At 55.5% G+C, this 21,217-nt stretch carries 19 protein-coding genes; 14 read left to right on the top strand and 5 right to left on the bottom strand.

The window, feature by feature from the left end:
* Positions 1-11: 11 nt before the first annotated feature.
* Positions 12-899 carry a heme o synthase gene (gene cyoE, locus AC4OVS_RS17295; protein WP_022647242.1) on the top strand — a complete coding sequence of 296 codons (888 nt, stop codon included), beginning with the start codon at positions 12-14 and terminating at the stop codon, positions 897-899.
* A 40-nt stretch (positions 900-939) separates the two neighbouring features.
* On the opposite strand, the gene fucU is transcribed toward cyoE, so the two are convergent.
* Genes fucU through fucI form a run of 3 tightly spaced genes read right to left on the bottom strand, consistent with a single transcriptional unit; the run spans position 940 to position 4,592 of the window.
* A complete protein-coding gene (fucU, locus tag AC4OVS_RS17300) occupies positions 940-1,368 on the bottom strand; it encodes an L-fucose mutarotase (protein WP_023299449.1) in 429 nt (142 codons plus the stop codon).
* Positions 1,361-2,764 carry an L-fuculokinase gene (fucK, locus tag AC4OVS_RS17305; RefSeq protein ID WP_491922592.1) on the bottom strand — a complete coding sequence of 468 codons (1,404 nt, stop codon included), beginning with the start codon at positions 2,762-2,764 and terminating at the stop codon, positions 1,361-1,363. Before fucK ends, fucU begins: the two co-directional genes overlap by 8 nt.
* Positions 2,765-2,813: 49 nt before the next feature.
* Positions 2,814-4,592, bottom strand: a complete 1,779-nt coding sequence (fucI, locus tag AC4OVS_RS17310; RefSeq protein WP_491922593.1) for an L-fucose isomerase — start codon at positions 4,590-4,592, stop codon at positions 2,814-2,816.
* 407 nt (positions 4,593-4,999) lie between these two features.
* On the opposite strand from fucI, the gene AC4OVS_RS17315 reads away from it, so the two are divergent.
* From AC4OVS_RS17315 to AC4OVS_RS17345, 7 genes are all read left to right on the top strand, one after another.
* The gene (locus AC4OVS_RS17315) at positions 5,000-6,499 is read left to right on the top strand and encodes a sugar ABC transporter ATP-binding protein (RefSeq protein ID WP_023299446.1); all 1,500 of its coding nucleotides are present in this window, start codon (positions 5,000-5,002) and stop codon (positions 6,497-6,499) included.
* A gap of 2 nt (positions 6,500-6,501) precedes the next feature.
* A complete protein-coding gene (locus AC4OVS_RS17320; protein ID WP_022647237.1) occupies positions 6,502-7,485 on the top strand; it encodes an ABC transporter permease in 984 nt (327 codons plus the stop codon).
* 46 nt (positions 7,486-7,531) lie between these two features.
* On the top strand, positions 7,532-8,482 hold the full coding sequence (locus tag AC4OVS_RS17325) for an ABC transporter substrate-binding protein (RefSeq protein WP_000858088.1): 951 nt from the start codon (positions 7,532-7,534) through the stop codon (positions 8,480-8,482).
* Positions 8,483-8,493: 11 nt separating this feature from the next.
* Entirely contained in the window at positions 8,494-10,083 is a 1,590-nt protein-coding gene (locus tag AC4OVS_RS17330; protein ID WP_032670931.1) for an FGGY-family carbohydrate kinase, read from the top strand.
* 60 nt (positions 10,084-10,143) lie between these two features.
* Positions 10,144-11,139, top strand: coding sequence for a LacI family DNA-binding transcriptional regulator (locus tag AC4OVS_RS17335; protein WP_023299444.1), 996 nt, complete (start codon positions 10,144-10,146; stop codon positions 11,137-11,139).
* Positions 11,140-11,167: 28 nt separating this feature from the next.
* Entirely contained in the window at positions 11,168-11,815 is a 648-nt protein-coding gene (gene fucA, locus AC4OVS_RS17340) for an L-fuculose-phosphate aldolase (RefSeq protein WP_017383181.1), read from the top strand.
* Between the two features lie 114 nt (positions 11,816-11,929).
* Positions 11,930-13,291: an MFS transporter gene (locus AC4OVS_RS17345; RefSeq protein ID WP_126490094.1), complete on the top strand. Its 1,362-nt coding sequence runs from the start codon at positions 11,930-11,932 to the stop codon at positions 13,289-13,291.
* Between the two features lie 32 nt (positions 13,292-13,323).
* Here the strand turns inward: AC4OVS_RS17345 and AC4OVS_RS17350 are convergent, their stop codons facing one another.
* Positions 13,324-13,815: a YajQ family cyclic di-GMP-binding protein gene (locus AC4OVS_RS17350; protein WP_022647233.1), complete on the bottom strand. Its 492-nt coding sequence runs from the start codon at positions 13,813-13,815 to the stop codon at positions 13,324-13,326.
* A 125-nt stretch (positions 13,816-13,940) separates the two neighbouring features.
* Here AC4OVS_RS17350 and panE point away from each other — a divergent pair, with 125 nt between their 5' ends.
* Entirely contained in the window at positions 13,941-14,852 is a 912-nt protein-coding gene (panE, locus tag AC4OVS_RS17355) for a 2-dehydropantoate 2-reductase (protein ID WP_046620560.1), read from the top strand.
* Positions 14,815-15,405 (top strand): protein deglycase YajL, encoded by a 591-nt coding sequence (gene yajL, locus AC4OVS_RS17360; RefSeq protein ID WP_023305575.1) that lies wholly within the window; start codon positions 14,815-14,817, stop codon positions 15,403-15,405. Before panE ends, yajL begins: the two co-directional genes overlap by 38 nt.
* Before the next feature lie 87 nt (positions 15,406-15,492).
* On the opposite strand, the gene thiI is transcribed toward yajL, so the two are convergent.
* The gene (thiI, locus tag AC4OVS_RS17365) at positions 15,493-16,941 is read right to left on the bottom strand and encodes a tRNA uracil 4-sulfurtransferase ThiI (RefSeq protein WP_022647230.1); all 1,449 of its coding nucleotides are present in this window, start codon (positions 16,939-16,941) and stop codon (positions 15,493-15,495) included.
* Between the two features lie 178 nt (positions 16,942-17,119).
* On the opposite strand from thiI, the gene xseB reads away from it, so the two are divergent.
* The 4 genes from xseB to AC4OVS_RS17385 all read left to right on the top strand — a co-directional run bounded on the left by xseB (position 17,120) and on the right by AC4OVS_RS17385 (position 21,186).
* Complete coding sequence (gene xseB, locus AC4OVS_RS17370; RefSeq protein ID WP_003859094.1) at positions 17,120-17,362, top strand: exodeoxyribonuclease VII small subunit; 243 nt, start codon at positions 17,120-17,122, stop codon at positions 17,360-17,362.
* Positions 17,363-18,262, top strand: coding sequence for a (2E,6E)-farnesyl diphosphate synthase (ispA, locus tag AC4OVS_RS17375; protein ID WP_038415485.1), 900 nt, complete (start codon positions 17,363-17,365; stop codon positions 18,260-18,262). It begins immediately after the preceding gene.
* Between the two features lie 24 nt (positions 18,263-18,286).
* Positions 18,287-20,149 carry a 1-deoxy-D-xylulose-5-phosphate synthase gene (gene dxs / locus AC4OVS_RS17380; protein ID WP_022647228.1) on the top strand — a complete coding sequence of 621 codons (1,863 nt, stop codon included), beginning with the start codon at positions 18,287-18,289 and terminating at the stop codon, positions 20,147-20,149.
* A gap of 62 nt (positions 20,150-20,211) precedes the next feature.
* Entirely contained in the window at positions 20,212-21,186 is a 975-nt protein-coding gene (locus AC4OVS_RS17385; RefSeq protein WP_032624758.1) for an aldo/keto reductase, read from the top strand.
* Positions 21,187-21,217 lie beyond the last annotated feature (31 nt).

Below are 21,217 nucleotides of genomic sequence, written 5' to 3' on the forward strand. Positions count from 1 at the left end.
GAGCGGCGAGTATGTTTAAGCAATACCTGCAAGTCACGAAACCAGGCATCATCTTTGGCAACCTGATCTCCGTAATCGGAGGGTTCCTGCTGGCCTCTAAAGGCAGCATTGATTACACCCTCTTTATTTACACGCTGGTCGGTGTGTCACTGGTGGTTGCGTCCGGTTGTGTATTTAACAACTACATCGACATGGATATCGACAAGAAGATGGAAAGGACCAAAAATCGGGTGCTGGTTAAAGGCCTGATTGCTCCTTCCGTCTCGCTGGTGTACGCCACCTTGCTGGGTATTGCTGGCTTTATGCTGCTGTGGTTTGGTGCTAACCCGCTGGCCTGCTGGCTGGGGGTGATGGGGTTCGTGGTGTATGTAGGCGTCTACAGCCTGTATATGAAACGCCACTCCGTCTACGGCACGCTGATTGGTTCTCTCTCCGGCGCTGCGCCGCCGGTGATTGGCTACTGCGCCGTCACGAACGAGTTCGACAGCGGTGCGCTGATCCTGCTGGCTATCTTTAGCCTGTGGCAGATGCCGCACTCCTACGCCATCGCGATTTTCCGCTTTAAGGATTATCAGGCAGCGAACATTCCGGTTCTGCCGGTCGTGAAAGGCATCTCAGTTGCCAAAAACCACATCACGCTGTACATCATCGCTTTTGCCGTGGCAACGCTGATGCTCTCTCTGGGCGGTTACGCCGGATATAAATATCTGGTGGTGGCCGCTGCGGTGAGCGTCTGGTGGCTCGGCATGGCTCTGCGCGGTTACAAAGTGGAAGATGACAAGGTCTGGGCACGCAAGCTGTTTGTGTTCTCGATTGTCGCCATCACCTCCCTGTCCGTGATGATGTCCGTAGACTTCATGGTGCCAGATTCACAAAGCCTGCTGACGTACGTCTGGTAAGAAGACTGAAGTGAAAACGCCGGGTTTAACCCGGCGTTTTTTATTGGTACGGCGTAACCCCTTTCTTTAACAGTATATTACCGTATTTCGCTGTCTCGCCTGTCACCACAATGGCGTACGCTTTCTGTGCCCGCGCATAAAACGCATAACGGTCAATACGCATAATCCCCTCCCCTTCCGCCTCACCAAAGAGTGCGTTGCGATAGCGTGCTTCTACCTGTATATCGAGCGTATCCCCGTCGACAGGGGCCATCATCACCAGCGGTGGCGCATAGCTGTCGAGTTCAAACAGCGGTATCACCGCGGCCAGCAAATCGCTGATGAGCAGGCCATCTGCGCGGATCGTCTTTGGCCCCAGGCTGTGCGCGGGAAAGTGAGCGTCTGCAAAAATAATCTCGTCACCATGGCCCATCTCTGCCAGCGTTTTCAGCAGCTCGGGTGAAATCAGTGGGGATATCGTTTTAAGCACGGCTTTGCTCCTCAGGATAGAAATAACGGTAACGATAGTGGACCCGATCGCGAGCAGCCTCAGCGCTGGCCGTTTCTCCGACGCCCCACCATCCGTACAAAGACGCCCCCAGCACGGTCGTATCTGCATCTTCAAGAACCTTCACCGGGATCCCAAGCGCATTGGACTTGAGCTGATTCCACAGCATATTGCGGCTACCTCCCCCCACCAGCAGGAGTTCACGCGCCTTAAATTGTGCGATCGCCTCCAGCGCCTGGAGTTTTTCTTGCAGATGCACCGTGAGTCCTTCCAGGGCTGCGCGGTAAAAATGGGCTGGCGTGGTGGTGAGCGTAACGCCCTGCCAGCCGGCGAGCGGAGAATCGAGCAACTGGGTATCCATCGTGACGCCATCCGCCCCGTACGGAATTGCCGCCGCCTGAGCCAGAATAGTGTCCCAGTTGACATCAGGCGACCAGAACAGCGCGCGGATCCACTCCAGTACGCCAGACGCCAGATATTGCATTCCCGGATTATAGAGCCTCGTCCGGCTATCCAGTTCGCAGGTCGCGCCCGGGTATTGCCCCAGTAAAGCGGTATCAACCTGCGAGGTGCGCGCCATTAAAATCTCCCAGGTTCCCGAAGAGAGAACCGGCTCATTAATTCCCGCACCGGCGCCAAAAAGGGCAAACTGCGTATCGTGCCCGGCGGAGATCACCGGCACACCGCAAGGCAATCCGAGTCTGGATGCAGCGTCGGGCTGCAGTTCACCCATCATCTCTCCGGGGGAAACCAGCGGCGGGAAAAGGGAATGAGGCACGCCGATCTTGCTTAAGATCGTTTCGCTGAAGCACCGCTGATGCAGATCGAACATCTGACTGGTACCGGCCATCGTGAGATCGGTCGTCATTTTTCCGGTCAGGCGATGGTTGATTAGCGAGGAGATAAAAAGCCAGGCGTGAGCACGCTGTAACAGATCGGGATGGTTGTCCTGAAGCCAGCCTAGCTTATACAACGTGTTGAAACTAAACTGCCCAACGCCGGTGATCTGCTGTAGTTCAGCCGGGGAGCTCAAACGGGCAACCGCTTCCATCACCGGCACGGTTCGTGGACATTTCCAGCTGATGATCGGGTAAAGCAGTTCTCCGCGCTCATCTACCAGCGCGCCATCCACGCCAAAGGTCGTCACACTCATTCCGCACAGTTGATGCTCGCTCAGCGCTGCGCTGATTTTCTGACAACAGACGGCAAACCGTTGCATGATGGCGTCGAGCGACCACTGGTGCCAGGCCGGATTTTCAGCGGCGCTTTCGCTTTCGTTCGCCACCGCGGCGCGCGCCACAATATTCCCTTCGGGATCCAGCGCAATGGCGCGCACGTTCGTCGCGCCACAATCGAGAACCAGAAAACATTTTTTCATCGCGGTCCCCACAGGCTGCCAGCCCGCCGGAGCAGGCTGGCAGGCCGGATTAATGTTTGTATAACGGTCCGTAATTTTCACAGGCGCGGTAATCCTGCCCTTCCGGATCCATACCGTGAGCGCCCCAGGCCGTCGGCCGATAAATCAGCGCCTCCGGTACGTTATGCATGCATACAGGGATGCGCAGCATGGACGCCAGGGTGATGAAATCAGCGCCGACGTGCCCGACGGTTAATACTCCGTGGTTAGCCCCCCAGTTCGCCATCACTGAATAGACGTTGCTGAACGGGCCTTTACCGGTCAGACGTGGGGCAAACCAGGTGGTGGGCCAGGTTGAATCGGTGCGCTTATTCAGAATGTCATGTACTTGTTCCGGCAGCTCAACACTCCAGCCTTCCGCTATCTGTAATACCGGGCCCACCCCCTTGATGAGGTTTACGCGGGTCATGGTAAATGGCACGCCACCTCGGGTGAGGAAGTTTGATGAGAAACCGCCCCCGCGAAAGTATTCATGCACCGCCGGACACCAGTGGGTTGCGGCCAGGCACGCGTTGGCTTCCTGCTCAGTAATGTCCCAGTGTGGTTTCAGGGTCGGTTTCCCCTCGGCGTCTTTCTGCTCCGCTGTACCGTCCAGTGCCGCCGAGCCGGAGTTGATCAGATGAATAATGCCCTGCTCAGCCCGTCCAGTGAGTTTCTGGCCGGTAACACGCTCAACCGACTCTGGCGACCAGTAGGTGCGCACGTCGGCAAAGATTTGCGCTGTACCGGTCATCAGATGTCCAAACAGCATTGCTACCCCGTTCAGGCTGTCATTTTCCGTCGCCACCACCAACGGCTGGCGAATACCGTTCCAGTCAAAGGAGCTGTTCAGCAGCGCCTCTGCGGTATCGCCATTTGGATACTGATCCGTCCAGTGGCGCTGTCCCTGGAATCCGGACGCGATGGCGTTATAGCCCAGAGATTCCTCCACTCGGCCCATCGCAGCGAGTTTTGGGTTACCCTGCATCATGTCGCGGATGCACATCGCCATCAGCAGACTCTCCCGCAGGATCGCGGCATTCTCCTGTTCATTGCGACGATACTGCTCCGCGTTTTTATCCTCGCCGAAACGGAAATGTGCTTGCGCCCAGTCCAGGGCCAGCTCAAGTTCTTGCTCGTCGTAAATCTTATGATCGATGCGGCGACGCAGTTCGGTCATATCCACCGCCTGCACCTTCATCCCCAGCCAGGATTCAAAGAAGTTGTGATCGACAATCGAGCCCGCAATCCCCATCGAGACGCCGCCCACCGACAAATAACTTTTCCCCTTCATGCTGGCGACCGCCAGGCCCGCGCGGGCGAAGCGCAACAATTTTTCCTCAACGTCTGCCGGGATGGTCTCGTCGCCCGCATCCTGTACATCGTGGCCATATATGGAAAACGCCGGGATCCCTTTCTGGTTATGCGCCGCCAGTGCCGCCGCGAGATATACTGCCCCCGGACGCTCGGTGCCGTTAAAGCCCCAGATCGCTTTCGGACGCAGCGGATCCATATCAATGGTTTCACTCCCGTAACACCAGCAGGGGGTGACGGTGATCGTCAGACCAACGTGGCACGTGCTGAACTTCTCTTCGCAAGCAGCGGCCTCCGCCATTCCGGCAATGCAGCTATCGGCAATTACGCACTCAACGGGCGTACCGCAGGGGTGGCGTAATTTTTCACTGACTAGCGCCGCCGTGGCTTTAGCCATGTTCATGGTCTGCTCTTCCAGAGACTCGCGTACGCCCATTCGGCGGCCATCAATAACAGGTCGAATGCCAATACGGGGTAACGCTTTTATCGTTTTCATAGCCCTTCCTCACGTTGGTTAACCTATCCGTCTCAGGGGCATAGCCGTGAAAAAGCGCCCAGGCAGCGCCGTGAACGGAAAGTGGTGAAATTTGCTAACTCGAATTAGCTTAGGGTTCACACTAAAAATGAGACAAGATAAATGTGCAGGATCTGTGAGCAGTTTCACGATGAGAGGTCAAAATTCGATCAGTGTCAGGTATTACGATTCAGCAAAAACTAAACATATCGTTTAAATTCAATCAAATAACAAAATACCTTTGCACGACGTCACAATTTGAATACAAATGATTTGGCTAAATTATAACCCTAAAATAGCTTTTAAGGACGAAAGCTAAGTCGAGTTAGCTTATTAACTAAATCACTGTGGCTTGTGATTCATTGCCTTTCCAACACAGGAATTTTGCAATGTCAGAGACTCTTATTCAGATGACGTGCATTACCAAACGCTTTCCCGGCGTGCTGGCGCTGAATCAGGTTGATTTCGATTTACGCTGCGGCGAAGTTCATGCCCTCTTAGGTGAAAACGGTGCCGGCAAATCGACGCTGATGAAAATATTATCCGGTGTTTACCAACCTGATGCCGGTGAAATTCGCTTTGAAGGGCAATCCGTATCATTCAGCGATCCGCTAAGTGCTCAGCATGCAGGTATTACGATTATCCATCAGGAATTTAATCTCTTCCCCGATTTAACCGTGGAAGAGAATATCTTTATTGGCCGTGAATTCTGCAAAAATAGTCGCTGGCAGTTAGATAAACGCGCCCAGCGACAGGCGGTTGAGAAAATACTGCACACGCTGAATTTAAAAATCGCCCCGGACGCCCGCGTCAGTGAATTAACCGTAGCCCAGCAGCAGATGGTGGAAATTGCCAAAGCGATTTCGGTCAATGCCAAAGTGCTAATCATGGATGAACCCACCGCCGCGCTGACCGAAAGTGAAATCGAGAGTTTGTTTGACGTCACGCGGATGCTCAAGGCTCAGGGCACGGGGATTGTCTACATCTCGCACCGTCTGGAAGAGCTGGCGCTGATCGCCGATCGCGCGACCGTCATGCGCGACGGACAATACATCGCCACCGTAGATTATGAAACGGTTCAGATCGGCGAGCTTATCGCCATGATGGTTGGCCGCAATCTCGATAACATCTACCCAAAACGCCCGCCGCATCAGCGCAGAGAAAAAGTGCTGGAGGTGAACGGCCTGACGCGTAATGGTGTACTGCATGACATCAACTTTACCCTCTGGCGCGGTGAGATCCTCGGTCTCGCTGGCTTAATGGGCGCAGGCCGAACTGAACTGGGCCGGGCCCTGTTTGGCGCCGATGCTATCGACGCTGGCACCCTGACGCTGAACGGCACCCCCACACGTATTAAAGACGTGGCTGACGCCATTGAGAAAGGCATCAGCTATTTAACAGAAGACCGCAAAAAAGAGGGACTCGCCCTCGGCCTTTCTGTTGAGATGAACATTATGCTCGGCAATTACCCGGACTACGCTGGCGCCGCGGGTAATGTTGATGAAAAACGCTGCCGGGAGTCCAGCCAGAAACTGGTGGATACGCTGCGAATAAAAACGCCACATCTGGAACAGGCGGCACTGAATTTAAGCGGCGGTAATCAACAGAAGATTATTATTGCCCGCTGGGTCTGCAAAGACACCGATATTTTAATTTTTGATGAGCCAACCCGGGGAATTGACGTTGGTGCCAAGCTGGAAATCTACGAATTAATGAATCGCCTTGTCGCTAAAGGTAAATCGATCATCATGATTTCATCCGAACTGCCGGAAGTATTAGGAATGTGCGACCGCATACTCGTGATGCGCAGCGGCCGCATTGCCGGCGAAATAGCGGCTGAGCACGCCACCCAGGAAAAAATCATGCAATACGCCACGCTGGAGGATTAATCATGTCCGTTACCGTTCCATCGCCGCAAAGCGGAAGTCATACGATGAAAATAAATAAAGCGCTCCTGATGCGTCTGGCGCCTCTTTTTAGCCTGGTATTGCTGGTTCTGTTTTTCAGCTTCAGCTCACCGTTCTTCTTTAATACTGAAAATATCATGACTATCGCCCTGCAAACGGCGGTGATTGGCATCATGGCCATTGGCGTGACCTTTGTGATTATTACCGCCGGGATCGACCTGTCACTCGGATCGGTGGTGGCGTTCTCAGGGGTTGCGGTGGGCATCGCCGCCGGGTTTGGTATGCCGTTGCCGGTCTGTATTCTGGCAGGCGTGCTCGCAGGCGGACTTTGCGGCTATGTGAACGCGTTTCTGGTCACCAAAATGACCATACCACCGTTTATTGCCACCCTCGGCTTAATGATGTCGGTACGCGGCATCAATATGGTGATGACCGATGGCCGCGCGATTTATTTTTCTGACTACCCGCAGTTCAAGCTGCTAGCACAGGGTCGCCTGTTCGACGTTCTGCCTTATCCGGTGTTCTACCTGGTCATCGTGGCACTGATCGCCATGTGGATCCTGAAGAAAACGGTGATGGGCCGCTATATCTACGCTGTCGGCAGCAATGAAACGGCGGCACACCTTTCCGGGATCAAAGTCCAGCGAGTGAAAATTTTCGTTTACGCCTTCTGCGGCCTGTTAACCGGCGTGGCCGGGGTGATCCTCGCCTCTCGTCTCAACTCAGGCCAGCCAACCGTGGGCGTGGGTTATGAGCTGGAAGCCATTGCGGCGGTAGTGATCGGCGGTACCAGTCTGATGGGCGGCGTGGGCACGATTGGCGGCACCATCATAGGCGCGTTCATTATGAGCGTGCTGAAAAACGGCCTCAATCTCATGGGCGTGTCCCAGTTCTGGCAGATGGTGGCGATGGGCGTGGTCGTCGTTGCCGCCGTCTACCTGGACACGTTACGTAAAAGAATGCGTTAGGTTCTCGATACAACAAGCCCTGCCAACCCTACAACGGAGCAAAATAATGAAAACCAGCCATATCCTGAGCGCCCTGTCGCTCGTTGCCATCCTGTCCAGCAGCGCGCTGGCAAAAGATTTAAACCTGCCGGTGGTCAGTAAAGGTTACCAGCACGAATTCTGGCAGACGGTCAAAATGGGAACGGAAGCTGCCGCAAAAGAGTTGGGTGACAAAACCAGCTACGTTGGCCCTGCCGATGAAACGCAAATCGCCGAACAGATCCAGTTAGTCGAAAACACCATGGCACAAAAGCCAAACGGCCTGTTGCTGGCCGCACTTGATGCAAACGCCCTTGCCCCGCTGGTCGAAACCGCCAACAGCCGGGGGATCAAAGTGGTGACCTTCGACTCGGGCGTGAACTCGGATATCCCGGCCAGCTTTGTCGCCACCAATAACCGTAAGGCGGGCGCACAGGCTGCGGATGCGCTGGCGGAGCAGGTAGGCCAGAAGGGGAAAGTGGGTATTATCGCTCACGTAGCCGGGACGACGTCCGCCATTGAGCGCTCTGAAGGGTTCAGCGAGCGGATGAAAGAGAAGTACCCGAATATTCAGGTACTGCCGGTGCAATACAGCGATGGCGACCCGCAAAAAGCGATGGATAAAACCATTGATATGGTTCAGGCCAACCCGGATATCGCCGGTATTTATGCCACCAACGAAGGCTCAACCCTGGGCGTTGCGAACGCTATCGACAGCCAGAATCTGAAGGGCAAAGTAAAAGTCATCGGTTTTGACAGCACCGAAGCCATCATTAACTTCCTTAAAAACGGTGTGATTCAGGGCTTCGTGGTGCAGGACGCCTATCAGATTGGTTATCAGGGCATAAAAGCGCTGAACGCGGTGATTTCCGGACAGACGGTGGCCAAAGAAATTGATATTCCAGTGAAATATGTCAATGCGCAGAATATCAACACGCCTGAAATTGATAAACTGCTGCATCCGTTTGGTAAAAAATAAGGAAGTTCATGATGAGTGACGGCTATTTCCTCGGGGTAGATGTAGGTTCAGCCAGCGTTCGTGCAGGGCTTTACTCTGCGCAAGGCGAGCGTTTGAGCTTCGCGACCCGTCCGATTTCGCAGTTTCACGCCAGCAATGCGCGCGTGGAACAATCCTCTGTGGAAATCTGGCAGCAGGTTTGTGCGGTGGTGCGGGAAGCCGTCGACTCCTCTGGGATTTCACCTGACGCCATTCGTTCGATTGGCTTCGACGCCACGTGCTCGCTGGTCGCGCTGGATGCTGACGGTAACGGCCTGAGCGTCTCCCCGGACAGTCCGGCATCGCAGGACATCATTATGTGGATGGATCATCGTGCTCACGAAGAAACCGTTCACATCAATGCCACACGCGATCCGGCCCTGTGCTACGTGGGCGGCGAGGTCAGCATCGAGATGGAGTTGCCAAAACTGCTGTGGTTGCAGCGGCATCATCCTGAAACCTGGAATCAGGCCTGGCGCTTTTACGACCTTGCCGATTTTCTGGTCTGGAAAGCGACGGGCCAGGACGTCGCCAGCCTGTGCACCCTCACCTGCAAATGGAATTACCTTGCGCATGAGGCGCAGTTCAGCGAATCGCTGCTCAGAGCGGTGGGGCTGGAAAACTTACTGACAAAAATTCCCGGCACTATTCTGGACGTCGCTGAATGCGTCGGGAAACTTAGCCCGCAGGCAGCGCAAGCTCTGGGTTTGTCCGAAGAAGTGGTTGTGGCAAGCGGCATGATCGATGCCCACGCGGGTGGCGTGGCGCTGACGGGCTCACACCCGGAAGGCACGCTGGCGCTCATCAGCGGAACCTCGAACTGCCATATGCTTGCCAGTCAGACGGAGATCCATACGCCCGGCGTCTGGGGACCTTACTGGAGCGCCATGCTGCCGGGCTACTGGCTGACGGAAGGCGGGCAAAGTGCTGCCGGGGCGCTGGTCGACTGGACGTTGCGCGAGCACGGAGTCAGCGCAGAGCTGTTTGCAAAAGCAGAAGCGGCGCAATGCCATCCAGTGGCATTACTCAACGACTGGGTAGCCGCGCTTGAACAGGAAGAAAAATATCCCACCCGCAACCTGCACATTCTGGCCGATCACCACGGCAACCGCTCGCCGCGTTCGCGTCCTGATGCCCGGGGCAGCGTAGTCGGTCTGACATTAGAGACCGGTGAGCGCGCGCTGGCGAGGCTCTATCTGGCCACGCTACAGGCCATTGCCTACGGCACACGACACATTATGGATACTCTGAAACATCATGGGCACACCTTGTCGCGCATTGTCATTTGTGGTGGAGCTACTCATAACCGGCTCTGGCTGCGGGAGTATGCCGATGCCACAGGCTGCGATATTCACCTTTTAGCCGAAGAAGATGCGGTCACTCTCGGCGCGGCCATTTGCGGCGCTGTGGCGAGCGGTGCATGGGCAACGCTTACCGACGCCACCCGGGAAATGGTCAAAGCCGGCGATATCATCCCCCGTCGGCCGGAAACCGCGGCCTTCCACCGGCAAAAATATGAGGCGTACCTGATGCTGTGGACCCAGCAACAGGCGCTTAATCTCCTGATGCAGCAGGAAATGTAATGGCAGGATGCGTATGCTTTATCAGCAGTTTTTACGTACGTTAAGGATTGAGGCGTAGCGATGGCCAAAACAGTTGAACAGATAGCGAAGGATCTGAATTTATCCGTCACCACCGTGCGGCTGGTACTGAGCGGGAAAGCCGAACAGTATCGGATCAGTGTGAAAACACAGTCCCGAATTAATGAACACGTCGAGCGCTTCGGCTATACCCTCAACCATTCGGCGCGCAGTCTGAAGTTAAACAAAACCGAGACGCTGGGGCTCATCGTGCCCAACATCTCAAACGTGTTCTTTGCAACGCTCGCCGAGAAACTCGAACTGCGCTGCCGCCGTTCGGGTTACCAGCTGATGATCAGCTGTACTTACAACGATGTGGATTACGAAAACAAGCTGGTAAAAGCTCTGATGGCGCGCAACGTGGACGGCTTATTTATCGTTCCCTCGACGCTGGAAAATCAGCAGCATCATTTGCGGCAGATCCAAAAGCCACTGGTGCTCCTTGACCGGGATTTTGGCTTTACTGACAACGCGCTGGTAGAGAGTCATAACGAGGCTGGGGGGGATGAACTGGCCCGCAATATGCTGGAAGAGTGCAAAACGCCGCTCTGGTTCCTTGTGGGCGATACCGCACTGCCCAGCATTACGGACCGTCTGAACGGCTATTTGCAGGCCCTGAAAACAGCCGGTATTCACCATCGCGAGTGGGTCATCGAAGGGCCGGACAATACGCCGGAGGGGGGATATGCCCTGATGGATTCGCTTATCGACAGCCAGGGTGTTCCGCAGGCGTTTATCGCCTCATCGTTACCCGTCCTGGAAGGGGCAATCGAAGCCCTGCGGACGCGTACCGGTACCGTGCCTCAACACATCAATATTGGCACCTTCGATGAGCACCCCATGCTGGGGTTCCTGCCTAACAGCGTCTGGTCCATGCAGCAGGATGAAGATACCTGGGCGGAAAAAGCGTTTGAACTGATGCAGCGAGCCATCGACGGCGAAGCGGTCAACGAGACGGCGAAAGTCGATATGAAGCTGGTCAAACGTTCCCGCCAGTAAAAATAAAACTGTACCCGGAGAATAAAAAATGGAACGAGCCCGATTAGCCAGAGACATTATCGACACCTGCCTTGAGATGACCCGCATGGGATTAAATCAGGGCACCGCCGGGAATATCAGCGTTCGCTATCGCGACGGTATGCTGATTACGCCGACCGGAATTCCCTACGAGCATCTGACCGAAGAGAGTATCGTCTATGTCGATGCACAGGGGCGACACGAAGAGGATAAACTGCCCTCCAGCGAATGGCGTTTTCATCAGGTTGTGTATCAGACCCGCCCGGATGCTAACGCCGTCGTCCATAACCATGCGGTTAACTGTACCGCCGTCTCGATACTCAACCGCCCCATTCCTGCTATTCACTATATGATTGCCGCCGCCGGGGGAAACTCCATTCCCTGCGCGCCTTACGCGACCTTCGGGACGCGCGCGCTGTCAGAGCATGTCGCGGTCGCGTTACGCGATCGCAAAGCGACGCTATTACAGCACCACGGCCTGATCACCTGCGAAGAAAATCTTGAGAAGGCACTGTGGCTGGCGCAGGAGGTAGAGGTGCTGGCAAAACTCTACCTGGCCACGCTGGCGATCGTGGATCCCGTTCCGGTACTCAGTGACGATGAAATTGCCATTGTTCTTGAGAAATTTAAAAGCTACGGGTTGCGCGTCGAGGCGTAATTTTTTATCCGGGGGTGCTTTTATCACACCCTCGTAATATCTCTTAAACAAACACCTATTTACCGCACTTATCACCCCGCCTAAACTATGGCCTGCTTTTTGGTAGAGGTGGTAATGAACGATTATAAAATGACGCCAGGTGAACTGCGTGCGACCTGGGGTTTAGGGACTGTTTTCTCGCTGCGGATGCTTGGCATGTTTATGGTCCTGCCCGTTCTGACCACATATGGCATGGCGTTACAGGGTGCCAGCGAAGCGCTGATTGGTCTGGCTATCGGTATCTACGGCCTGGCGCAGGCGATATTCCAGATCCCCTTTGGCCTGCTCTCCGACCGCGTGGGTCGCAAACCGCTGATTGTCGGCGGGCTGCTGGTGTTTGTACTTGGCAGCATCATCGCCGCCCTCTCCCACTCCATCTGGGGAATTATTCTTGGCCGCGCCCTGCAAGGTTCCGGGGCGATTGCCGCCGCCGTGATGGCGCTGCTGTCAGATTTAACCCGCGAGCAAAACCGCACCAAAGCCATGGCGTTTATTGGCGTCAGCTTCGGCGTTACGTTTGCCATTGCCATGGTGCTGGGGCCGATTATTACCCATTCACTCGGCCTGCACGCCCTGTTCTGGATGATAGCCGTGCTGGCAACCATCGGGATCGCACTCACGCTGTGGGTTGTGCCGGACAGTAAAAACCATGTCCTGAACCGTGAATCCGGGATGGTCAAAGGCTGCTTCAGCAAAGTCATCGTAGAGCCGCGCCTGCTTAAGCTGAACTTCGGCATTATGTGCCTGCACATTCTGCTGATGTCCACCTTTGTCGCCCTGCCCGGTCAACTTGCCGCAGCAGGTTTCCCGGCGGCAGAGCACTGGAAAATTTATCTGGTCACAATGCTGATCTCGTTTGTCTCCGTTGTGCCCTTCATTATTTACGCCGAAGTGAAGCGCAAAATGAAACGCGTCTTCGTGGGCTGCGTGGCGTTACTGTTGATTGCCGAGATTGTGCTGTGGGGCGCCGGCCCACATTTCTGGGAGCTGATCGCAGGTGTACAGCTGTTCTTCCTGGCGTTTAATCTGATGGAAGCCCTGCTGCCGTCGCTTATCAGCAAAGAGTCTCCGGCAGGATACAAAGGCACCGCGATGGGCATTTACTCCACCAGCCAGTTTCTCGGCGTGGCGATCGGCGGGTCCCTCGGCGGCTGGGTGGACGGCCTTTTTGATTCTCAGACCGTGTTCCTCGCCGGTGCGCTACTGGCGATGCTCTGGCTGTTTGTTGCCAGCACCATGAAAGAGCCGCGCTATGTGAGTAGCCTGCGGGTAGAAATTCCCGATGACGTGGCAATCGGTGACTCGTTACAACAGCGTCTGGAAGCGACAGAGGGCGTGAGCGAAGTGCTGATTGTCCCGGAAGAGCGCAGTGCGTATGTCAAAATTGACAGCAAAGTGACTAACCGCTTTGAGGTAGAGCAGGCGCTGAAGGCCTGAAAAAATGCCCGGTTTAGCCGGGCATAATTGTCTTAATCGCGGAAGTTTTTAAATTGGAATGGCTGACCGAGATCGCCGCCACGCACCAGCGCCATCACGGATTGCAGGTCATCACGGGATTTTCCGGTCACGCGGATCTCTTCCCCCTGGATCTGCGCCTGCACTTTCAGCTTGCTGTCTTTGATAAGCTTAACGATTTTTTTCTGTACCGCGCTTTCAATCCCCTGCTTCAGCTTCGCTTCTACAAACCAGGTTTTGCCGCTGTGAACAAAATCTTCCGGTACATCAAGTGAGGTCCCTTCAATGCCGCGCTTGAGCAGCTTGGCGCGCAGGATATCCAGCAGTTGGTTGACCTGGAAATCAGACTCACTCAGGACTTTGATTGTCTTGTTCGCGTCGTTCAGTTCAATGGTCGCCTCAACGCCACGAAAATCGAAGCGTGACTCCACTTCACGAATAGCATTATCTACGCCGTTACGCGCTTCCTGCAGATCAACTTCAGAAACAATATCGAAAGATGGCATCTTTTCTTCTCCCTTCATTTTTGTTGCGTTGCATAATACCTGCAACGAGGCATAACGAGAAGCTTAGCTGATGGCGCTATACTTAGCGTCTTAGCACCTGGCGCAGTTGCAGGTGAGGAGGAACAATGAAAGTAACAGTGCTTGGATGCGGCGCCCTTGGTCAACTCTGGCTCAGCGCGCTATGCAAACAGGGACACGACGTTCAGGGCTGGCTGCGAATTCCCCAACCCTATTGCAGTGTGAATGTGATGGGTACAGACGGTTCAATTTTTAACGAGTCTTTGACGGCAAACGATCCGGAATTTCTCGCGAGCAGCGATCTGCTGCTGGTCACGCTGAAGGCCTGGCAGGTCTCCGATGCGGTGAAAAGCCTGGCCGCCCAATTACCTGAAAGCACGCCAGTCCTGCTGATTCACAACGGTATGGGTACCATTGAAGAGCTAAAGTCTGTCCGGCAACCGCTGCTGATGGGAACAACCACCCACGCGGCACGCCGCGACGGTAACGTCATTATTCATGTTGCCAGTGGCATCACCCATATCGGCCCGGCGCGTGAACAGCCCGGCGATTACAGCTATCTTGCGGATACCCTGCAAAGCACGCTGCCTGACGTCGCCTGGCACAATAACATTCGCGCAGAACTGTGGCGCAAACTGGCGGTCAACTGCGCGATCAATCCGCTGACTGCCCTGCTGGATTGCCCTAACGGTGATCTGCGCCAGCATCCCGATCGGTTAGCGCTGATTTGCCGGGAAGTTGCCGCCGTCATTGAACGCGAAGGCTACCACACCTCAGAGTCTGATTTACGTTATTATGTCGACCAGGTCATTGAGAGTACGGCAGAAAATATCTCTTCAATGTTGCAGGATGTCCGGGCGATGCGGCATACCGAAATTGATTACATTACCGGTTATCTGTTAAAACGCGCCCGGGCACACGGCATTACCGTTGCGGAAAACAGCCGTCTGTTTGAGTTAGTAAAACGAAAGGAGAGTGAGTATGAGCGCATCGGCACTGGTATGCCTCGCCCCTGGTAGCGAAGAGACAGAAGCGGTCACCACCATTGATTTGATGGTACGTGGTGGTATTAAGGTTACCACCGCCAGCGTCGCCAGCGACGGAAGTCTGGCGATTACCTGCTCGCGGGGGGTCAAGATCCTGGCAGATGCACCGCTTGTACAGGTGGCGGACGGTGATTACGACATTATCGTACTGCCGGGCGGTCTGAAGGGCGCGGAGTGTTTCCGCGACAGCCCGCTGCTGGTTGAAACCGTTCGTCAGTTTCATCTTTCCGGGCGTATCGTCGCGGCAATCTGTGCGGCCGCAGGTACGGTACTGGTTCCGCACAACATTTTCCCCATCGGCAATATGACCGGCTTCCCAGGCCTGAAGGATACGATTCCGGAAGACCAGTGGGTGGATAAACGCGTGGTCTGGGATCCGCGCGTTAACCTGCTCACCAGCCAGGGGCCGGGTACCGCCATTGATTTTGGCCTGAAGATTATTGACCTGCTGGTCGGGCGTGAGAAAGCGTATGAAGTGGCGTCATCGCTGGTGATGGCGGCAGGGATTTATAACTACTACGAGTAAAAAAAGCCGGGTGGCGGCTACGCCTTACCCGGCCTACAAGTGTACGGTACCGTAGGCCCGGTAAGCGAAGCGCCACCGGGCAATAGGCTACGGGCGATACACCTTCACGTTCGCGAAGCCCTGCTCACGCAGGTACAGCGCCTGCAAACGGCTCATCACCCCGCGCTCACACCACAACAGATACGTTTTGCTCTGGTCGAGATCGCCAAACTGGGTGCTCAGCTTGTAGAACGGCAGCGAAACCACCTCCACGCCTTCCACCTGCAACGGCTTGTCATCCTGCTCATCAACAGAACGTATATCCAGAATCGTATCGTTAGCACCGAAGCCGCTGACCGTCTCCACCTCAACCACGTCCTGCTCGGTCTGCTGGGCGATCTCACGGATATCGATGTTCGACGCTTCCGCCACCACTTTTTCCAGGATGCTGAAATCGAAGTTCTCTTCTTCCGCTTCGATCTTCGCCTTCACCGCTTTAATGGTTGGACTTTTTGAGATCACGCCGCAATATTCCGGCATGGTGCGGGCAAAATCTTCAGTACCGATTTTACGCGCCAGATCGATGATGTGCTCTTTATCGTGAGAGATCAGCGGACGCAGGATCAGCGTATCAGACACGTTGTCGATAAGACGCAGGTTGGTCAGCGTCTGGCTGGAGACCTGCCCCAGTGCTTCACCGGTGACCAGCGCTTGCACGCCGTAGCGCTCAGCCACTTTGGACGCCGCACGCACCATCATACGTTTCAGGACCACGCCCATCTGGCCGTCATCCACTTTCTCAAGAATTTCGCCGACCACCGGCTCAAAGTTGATCGCCACGAAACGCACGCGGTGAGAGCTGCCGAAGCGGTTCCACAGGTAATGCGCCACCTGACGTACGCCGATTTCGTGCGCCGCGCCGCCCAGATTAAAGAAGCAGTAGTGCACGCGGCAGCCGCGACGCATCAGCATATAGCTGGAAACGCCGGAGTCGAACCCGCCGGAGATCAGCGACAGCACATCTTCTTGCGTGCCGATCGGGAAGCCGCCAATACCTTCATAACGGCCCTTAACCAGCAGCAGGCGATCGTTTTCGATCTCAAGATTAACGGTAACGTCCGGATTAGTCAGGCGCACGCGCGCCGTCTCAACGTGCTGGTTCAGACCGCCGCCGACATAGCGCTCAACGTCAATGGAGCTAAACTCATGCTTACCACGGCGCTTCACGCGTACGCAGAACGTTTTCCCTTCGATCTGATCGCGGTACTGTACCAGCGCCTTTTCGAAGATATCGTGCATATCGGTGAAGGGAACGTCTTCCACTTCCAGAATATGGTGAATACCCGGGATACGGGTCAGCGCGTCGCGAATATCAAGACGTTTGTTTTCGTCTTTCGCGCGGACTTCAACGTGGTCCCAGTGACGCACCACGGCGAGCGTTTCGTCGTAGTGTTTTAATACGTTACGAATGTTCCCGGTGAGAATTTTAATAAAGCGCAAACGCACGGATTGGCTTTTGATGGTGATTTCAGGGAACAATTTAATGATAAACTTCATGGCGGCAATGTTTCTTAGGCAAGCTTATAAAGGCTTGTAGTGGAAAATGATACAGCAGCCCACACCCGTGGCTGCATCCAGGCGCGCAAGTATACCACCATCGCGCCACTCGCGTTATTTGATAATTGCCCCGAGTCCGTTACCATGTCAGGGCGAAAAATTTAAGAGTCAATTCACTATGCCGAAGAAAAACGACGCACCGGCCAGTTTCGAAACTGCGCTGAGTGAACTGGAGCAGATCGTTACCCGTCTTGAGAGCGGCGATCTCCCGCTGGAAGACGCGCTCAACGAATTTGAACGCGGCGTGCAGCTCGCGCGCCAGGGGCAGGTAAAACTCCAGCAGGCCGAGCAGCGTGTGCAGATCCTGCTTTCCGACAGCGAAGACGCTAAAACCACGCCATTCACACCGGACGCCGAGTAAATGGATTTTTCCAACGCGCTTCAGGCGCGCGTCATCCGCGCCAACGACGCGCTGCGCCGTTTCATTGAGCCGCAGCCTTTTCAGAACACTCCTCTGGTTGAAGCCATGCACTATGGCGCACTCTTGGGGGGTAAACGCCTGCGTCCGTTCCTGGTGTATGCCACGGGCAATATGTTCGGTATCAGCGATAACACGCTGGACGCCCCGGCAGCCGCTGTGGAGTGTATCCACGCCTATTCGCTGATCCACGATGATTTGCCGGCCATGGACGACGACGATCTGCGTCGCGGTCAGCCGACCTGCCACATTAAGTTCGGCGAAGCGAATGCCATTCTGGCGGGTGATGCGCTGCAAACCCTGGCGTTCTCTATTCTGAGCGATGCGCCGATGGTTGAAGTGAGCGATCGCGATCGTCTGGCAATGGTGTCCGAACTGGCAATGGCCAGCGGCGTCGCCGGGATGTGCGGCGGCCAGGCGCTGGATTTAGAGGCTGAAGGTCGTCAGGTGACTCTGGAACAGCTGGAACGCATCCACCGTCACAAAACGGGCGCCCTGATTCGGGCAGCCGTTCGTCTGGGCGCGTTGAGCGCGGGTGAACGCGGGCGTAAAGCCCTGCCGGTTCTGGACAGATACGCAGAAAGTATCGGTCTGGCATTCCAGGTTCAGGATGACATTCTGGATGTGGTGGGCGATACTGCAACATTGGGAAAACGTCAGGGTGCGGATCAGCAGCTTGGCAAAAGTACCTACCCCGCCCTGTTGGGCCTTGAGCATGCCCAACGTAAAGCCCGGGATCTGATAGACGATGCCCGCCGGTCACTGAATGAGCTGGCCGCGCAATCGCTGGATACCTCGGCACTGGAAGCGCTAGCGGACTACATAATCCAGCGTAATAAATAAACTATATATCTCGATGAGCCTTTGATGAGTTTTGATATTGCCAAATACCCGACACTGGCGTTAGTTGACTCCACTCAGGAGTTACGTCTGTTGCCGAAAGAGAGTCTGCCGAAGCTGTGTGACGAGCTGCGTCGCTACCTGCTCGACAGCGTTAGCCGCTCCAGCGGCCACTTCGCCTCCGGACTTGGCACGGTTGAGCTGACCGTGGCGTTGCATTACGTCTATAACACGCCGTTCGATCAGCTGATCTGGGATGTTGGCCACCAGGCCTATCCGCACAAAATTCTGACCGGACGTCGCGATAAGATTGGCACCATTCGCCAGAAAGGCGGCCTGCATCCGTTCCCGTGGCGCGGCGAGAGCGAGTTTGACGTGTTAAGCGTCGGCCACTCTTCCACCTCCATTTCTGCGGGCATTGGTATTGCCGTTGCCGCTGAAAAAGAGAATAAACAACGCCGTACCGTCTGCGTGATTGGCGACGGGGCGATCACCGCCGGGATGGCTTTTGAGGCCATGAACCACGCGGGCGATATCAAACCGGACATGCTGGTGATCCTCAACGATAACGAAATGTCGATCTCCGAGAACGTCGGCGCGCTGAATAACCATCTGGCGCAGCTGCTGTCCGGTAAGCTTTACTCCTCACTGCGCGAAGGCGGGAAAAAAGTCTTCTCGGGCGTACCGCCGATCAAAGAGCTGCTTAAGCGTACCGAAGAACATATCAAAGGCATGGTCGTGCCGGGTACGCTGTTTGAAGAGCTGGGCTTTAACTATATTGGCCCGGTGGACGGCCACGATGTGTTAGGTCTGGTGACGACGCTTAAAAACATGCGCGACCTGAAAGGCCCGCAGTTCCTGCATATCATGACCAAAAAAGGGCGTGGTTACGAACCGGCGGAAAAAGATCCAATCACCTTCCACGCGGTGCCCAAGTTCGACCATACCAGCGGTTGTCTGCCGAAAAGCAGCGGCGGAATGCCGAGCTACTCAAAAATCTTTGGCGACTGGTTGTGCGAAACGGCGGCGAAAGACAACACGCTGATGGCGGTGACGCCTGCCATGCGTGAAGGCTCCGGCATGGTCGAGTTCTCCAAAAAGTACCCGGACCAGTATTTCGACGTTGCCATTGCCGAGCAGCACGCGGTGACCTTCGCAGCGGGCCTGGCGATTGGCGGCTACAAGCCGGTGGTAGCGATTTACTCTACCTTCCTGCAACGCGCCTACGATCAGGTGATCCATGACGTTGCCATCCAGAAGCTGCCGGTGCTGTTTGCTATCGACCGTGCGGGCATCGTGGGGGCTGACGGCCAGACGCACCAGGGCGCATTTGACCTCTCCTTCCTGCGCTGCATCCCGGACATGGTGATCATGACGCCAAGCGACGAAAACGAGTGTCGTCAGATGCTGTATACCGGTTACCACTATCAGGACGGTCCCTGTGCGGTACGTTATCCACGCGGCAATGCCCTTGGCGTTGAATTACGGCCGCTGGAAAAACTGGATATCGGTAAAGGTCTGGTGAAACGTCGCGGTGAAAAAGTGGCGATCCTGAACTTTGGTACGCTGATGCCGGAAGCGGCAAAAGTCGCTGAAACCCTGAATGCGACGCTCGTCGATATGCGATTTGTGAAGCCGCTCGATGAATCTCTGATTCTGAGCATGGCGGAAAGCCATGAGGTGCTGGTCACGCTGGAAGAGAACGCCATCATGGGTGGCGCGGGTAGCGGCGTGAACGAAGTGCTGATGGCGAACCGTAAAGTCGTTCCGGTGCTTAATCTCGGCCTGCCGGACCACTTCATCCCGCAAGGCACTCAGGACGAGGCGCGCGCCGACATTGGCCTGGACGCCGTCGGTATCGAAGCTAAAATCCGCACCTGGCTGGCCTGATCCCTCCCCTTTTCTGCTCCTGCTATGCTTAAACGTATTGTTTAAACAGCAGGAGCGGAACCATGCAATACACGACATTAGGAAAAACAGACCTCAAGGTGTCCCGGCTTTGCCTGGGCTGCATGACGTTTGGCGAGCCTGACCGGGGAAATCACGCCTGGACGCTGCCGGAAGAGAGCAGCCGCCCTATCATTAAGCGCGCCATTGACGGCGGCATCAACTTCTTCGATACCGCCAACAGCTACTCCGACGGCAGCAGCGAAGAGATTGTGGGCCGCGCCCTGCGAGATTTTGCCCGTCGGGATGAGATTGTGGTCGCCACCAAGGTGTATTACCCGTCAGGCGATCTGGCGGAAGGCCTTTCTCGCGCGCAGATCCTGCGCTCCATTGATGACAGCCTCAGACGCCTGAACATGGATTACGTCGACCTGCTGCAAATTCACCGCTGGGATTACAACACGCCGATCGAAGAGACGCTTGAAGCGTTGAACGACGTCGTGAAAGCCGGTAAAGCGCGCTACATCGGCGCATCGTCCATGCATGCCTCACAGTTTGCTCAGGCGCTCGATCTCCAGGCGCAGAACGGCTGGGCGCGCTTTGTCACTATGCAGGATCACTACAACCTGATTTACCGGGAAGAAGAACGCGAGATGCTGCCGCTCTGCTACCAGGAAGGCGTGGCGGTGATCCCGTGGAGCCCGCTGGCGCGCGGAAGGTTAACCCGTCCGTGGGGTGAAACTACCGCCCGGCTGGTATCGGATGAAGTAGGTAAAAATCTGTATGACGATACAGAAGCCAGCGATGCGTTAATTGCCGAACGATTAGCCGGGATCGCCGACGATATCGGTGCAACGCGCGCGCAGGTAGCGCTGGCGTGGCTGCTGAGCAAGCGCGGTGTCGCCGCGCCGATTGTGGGCACATCGCGGGAAGAACAGCTGGACGAGTTGTTGAGTGCGGTGGACTTATCGTTGACGCCGGAGCAGATTGCCGAGCTGGAGACGCCGTATCAGCAACATCCGGTGGTAGGGTTTAAATAAACAATTCAGGGAACAAAATCCGTAGGCCGGG

The organism is Enterobacter sp. 4974935 (assembly GCF_058661735.1).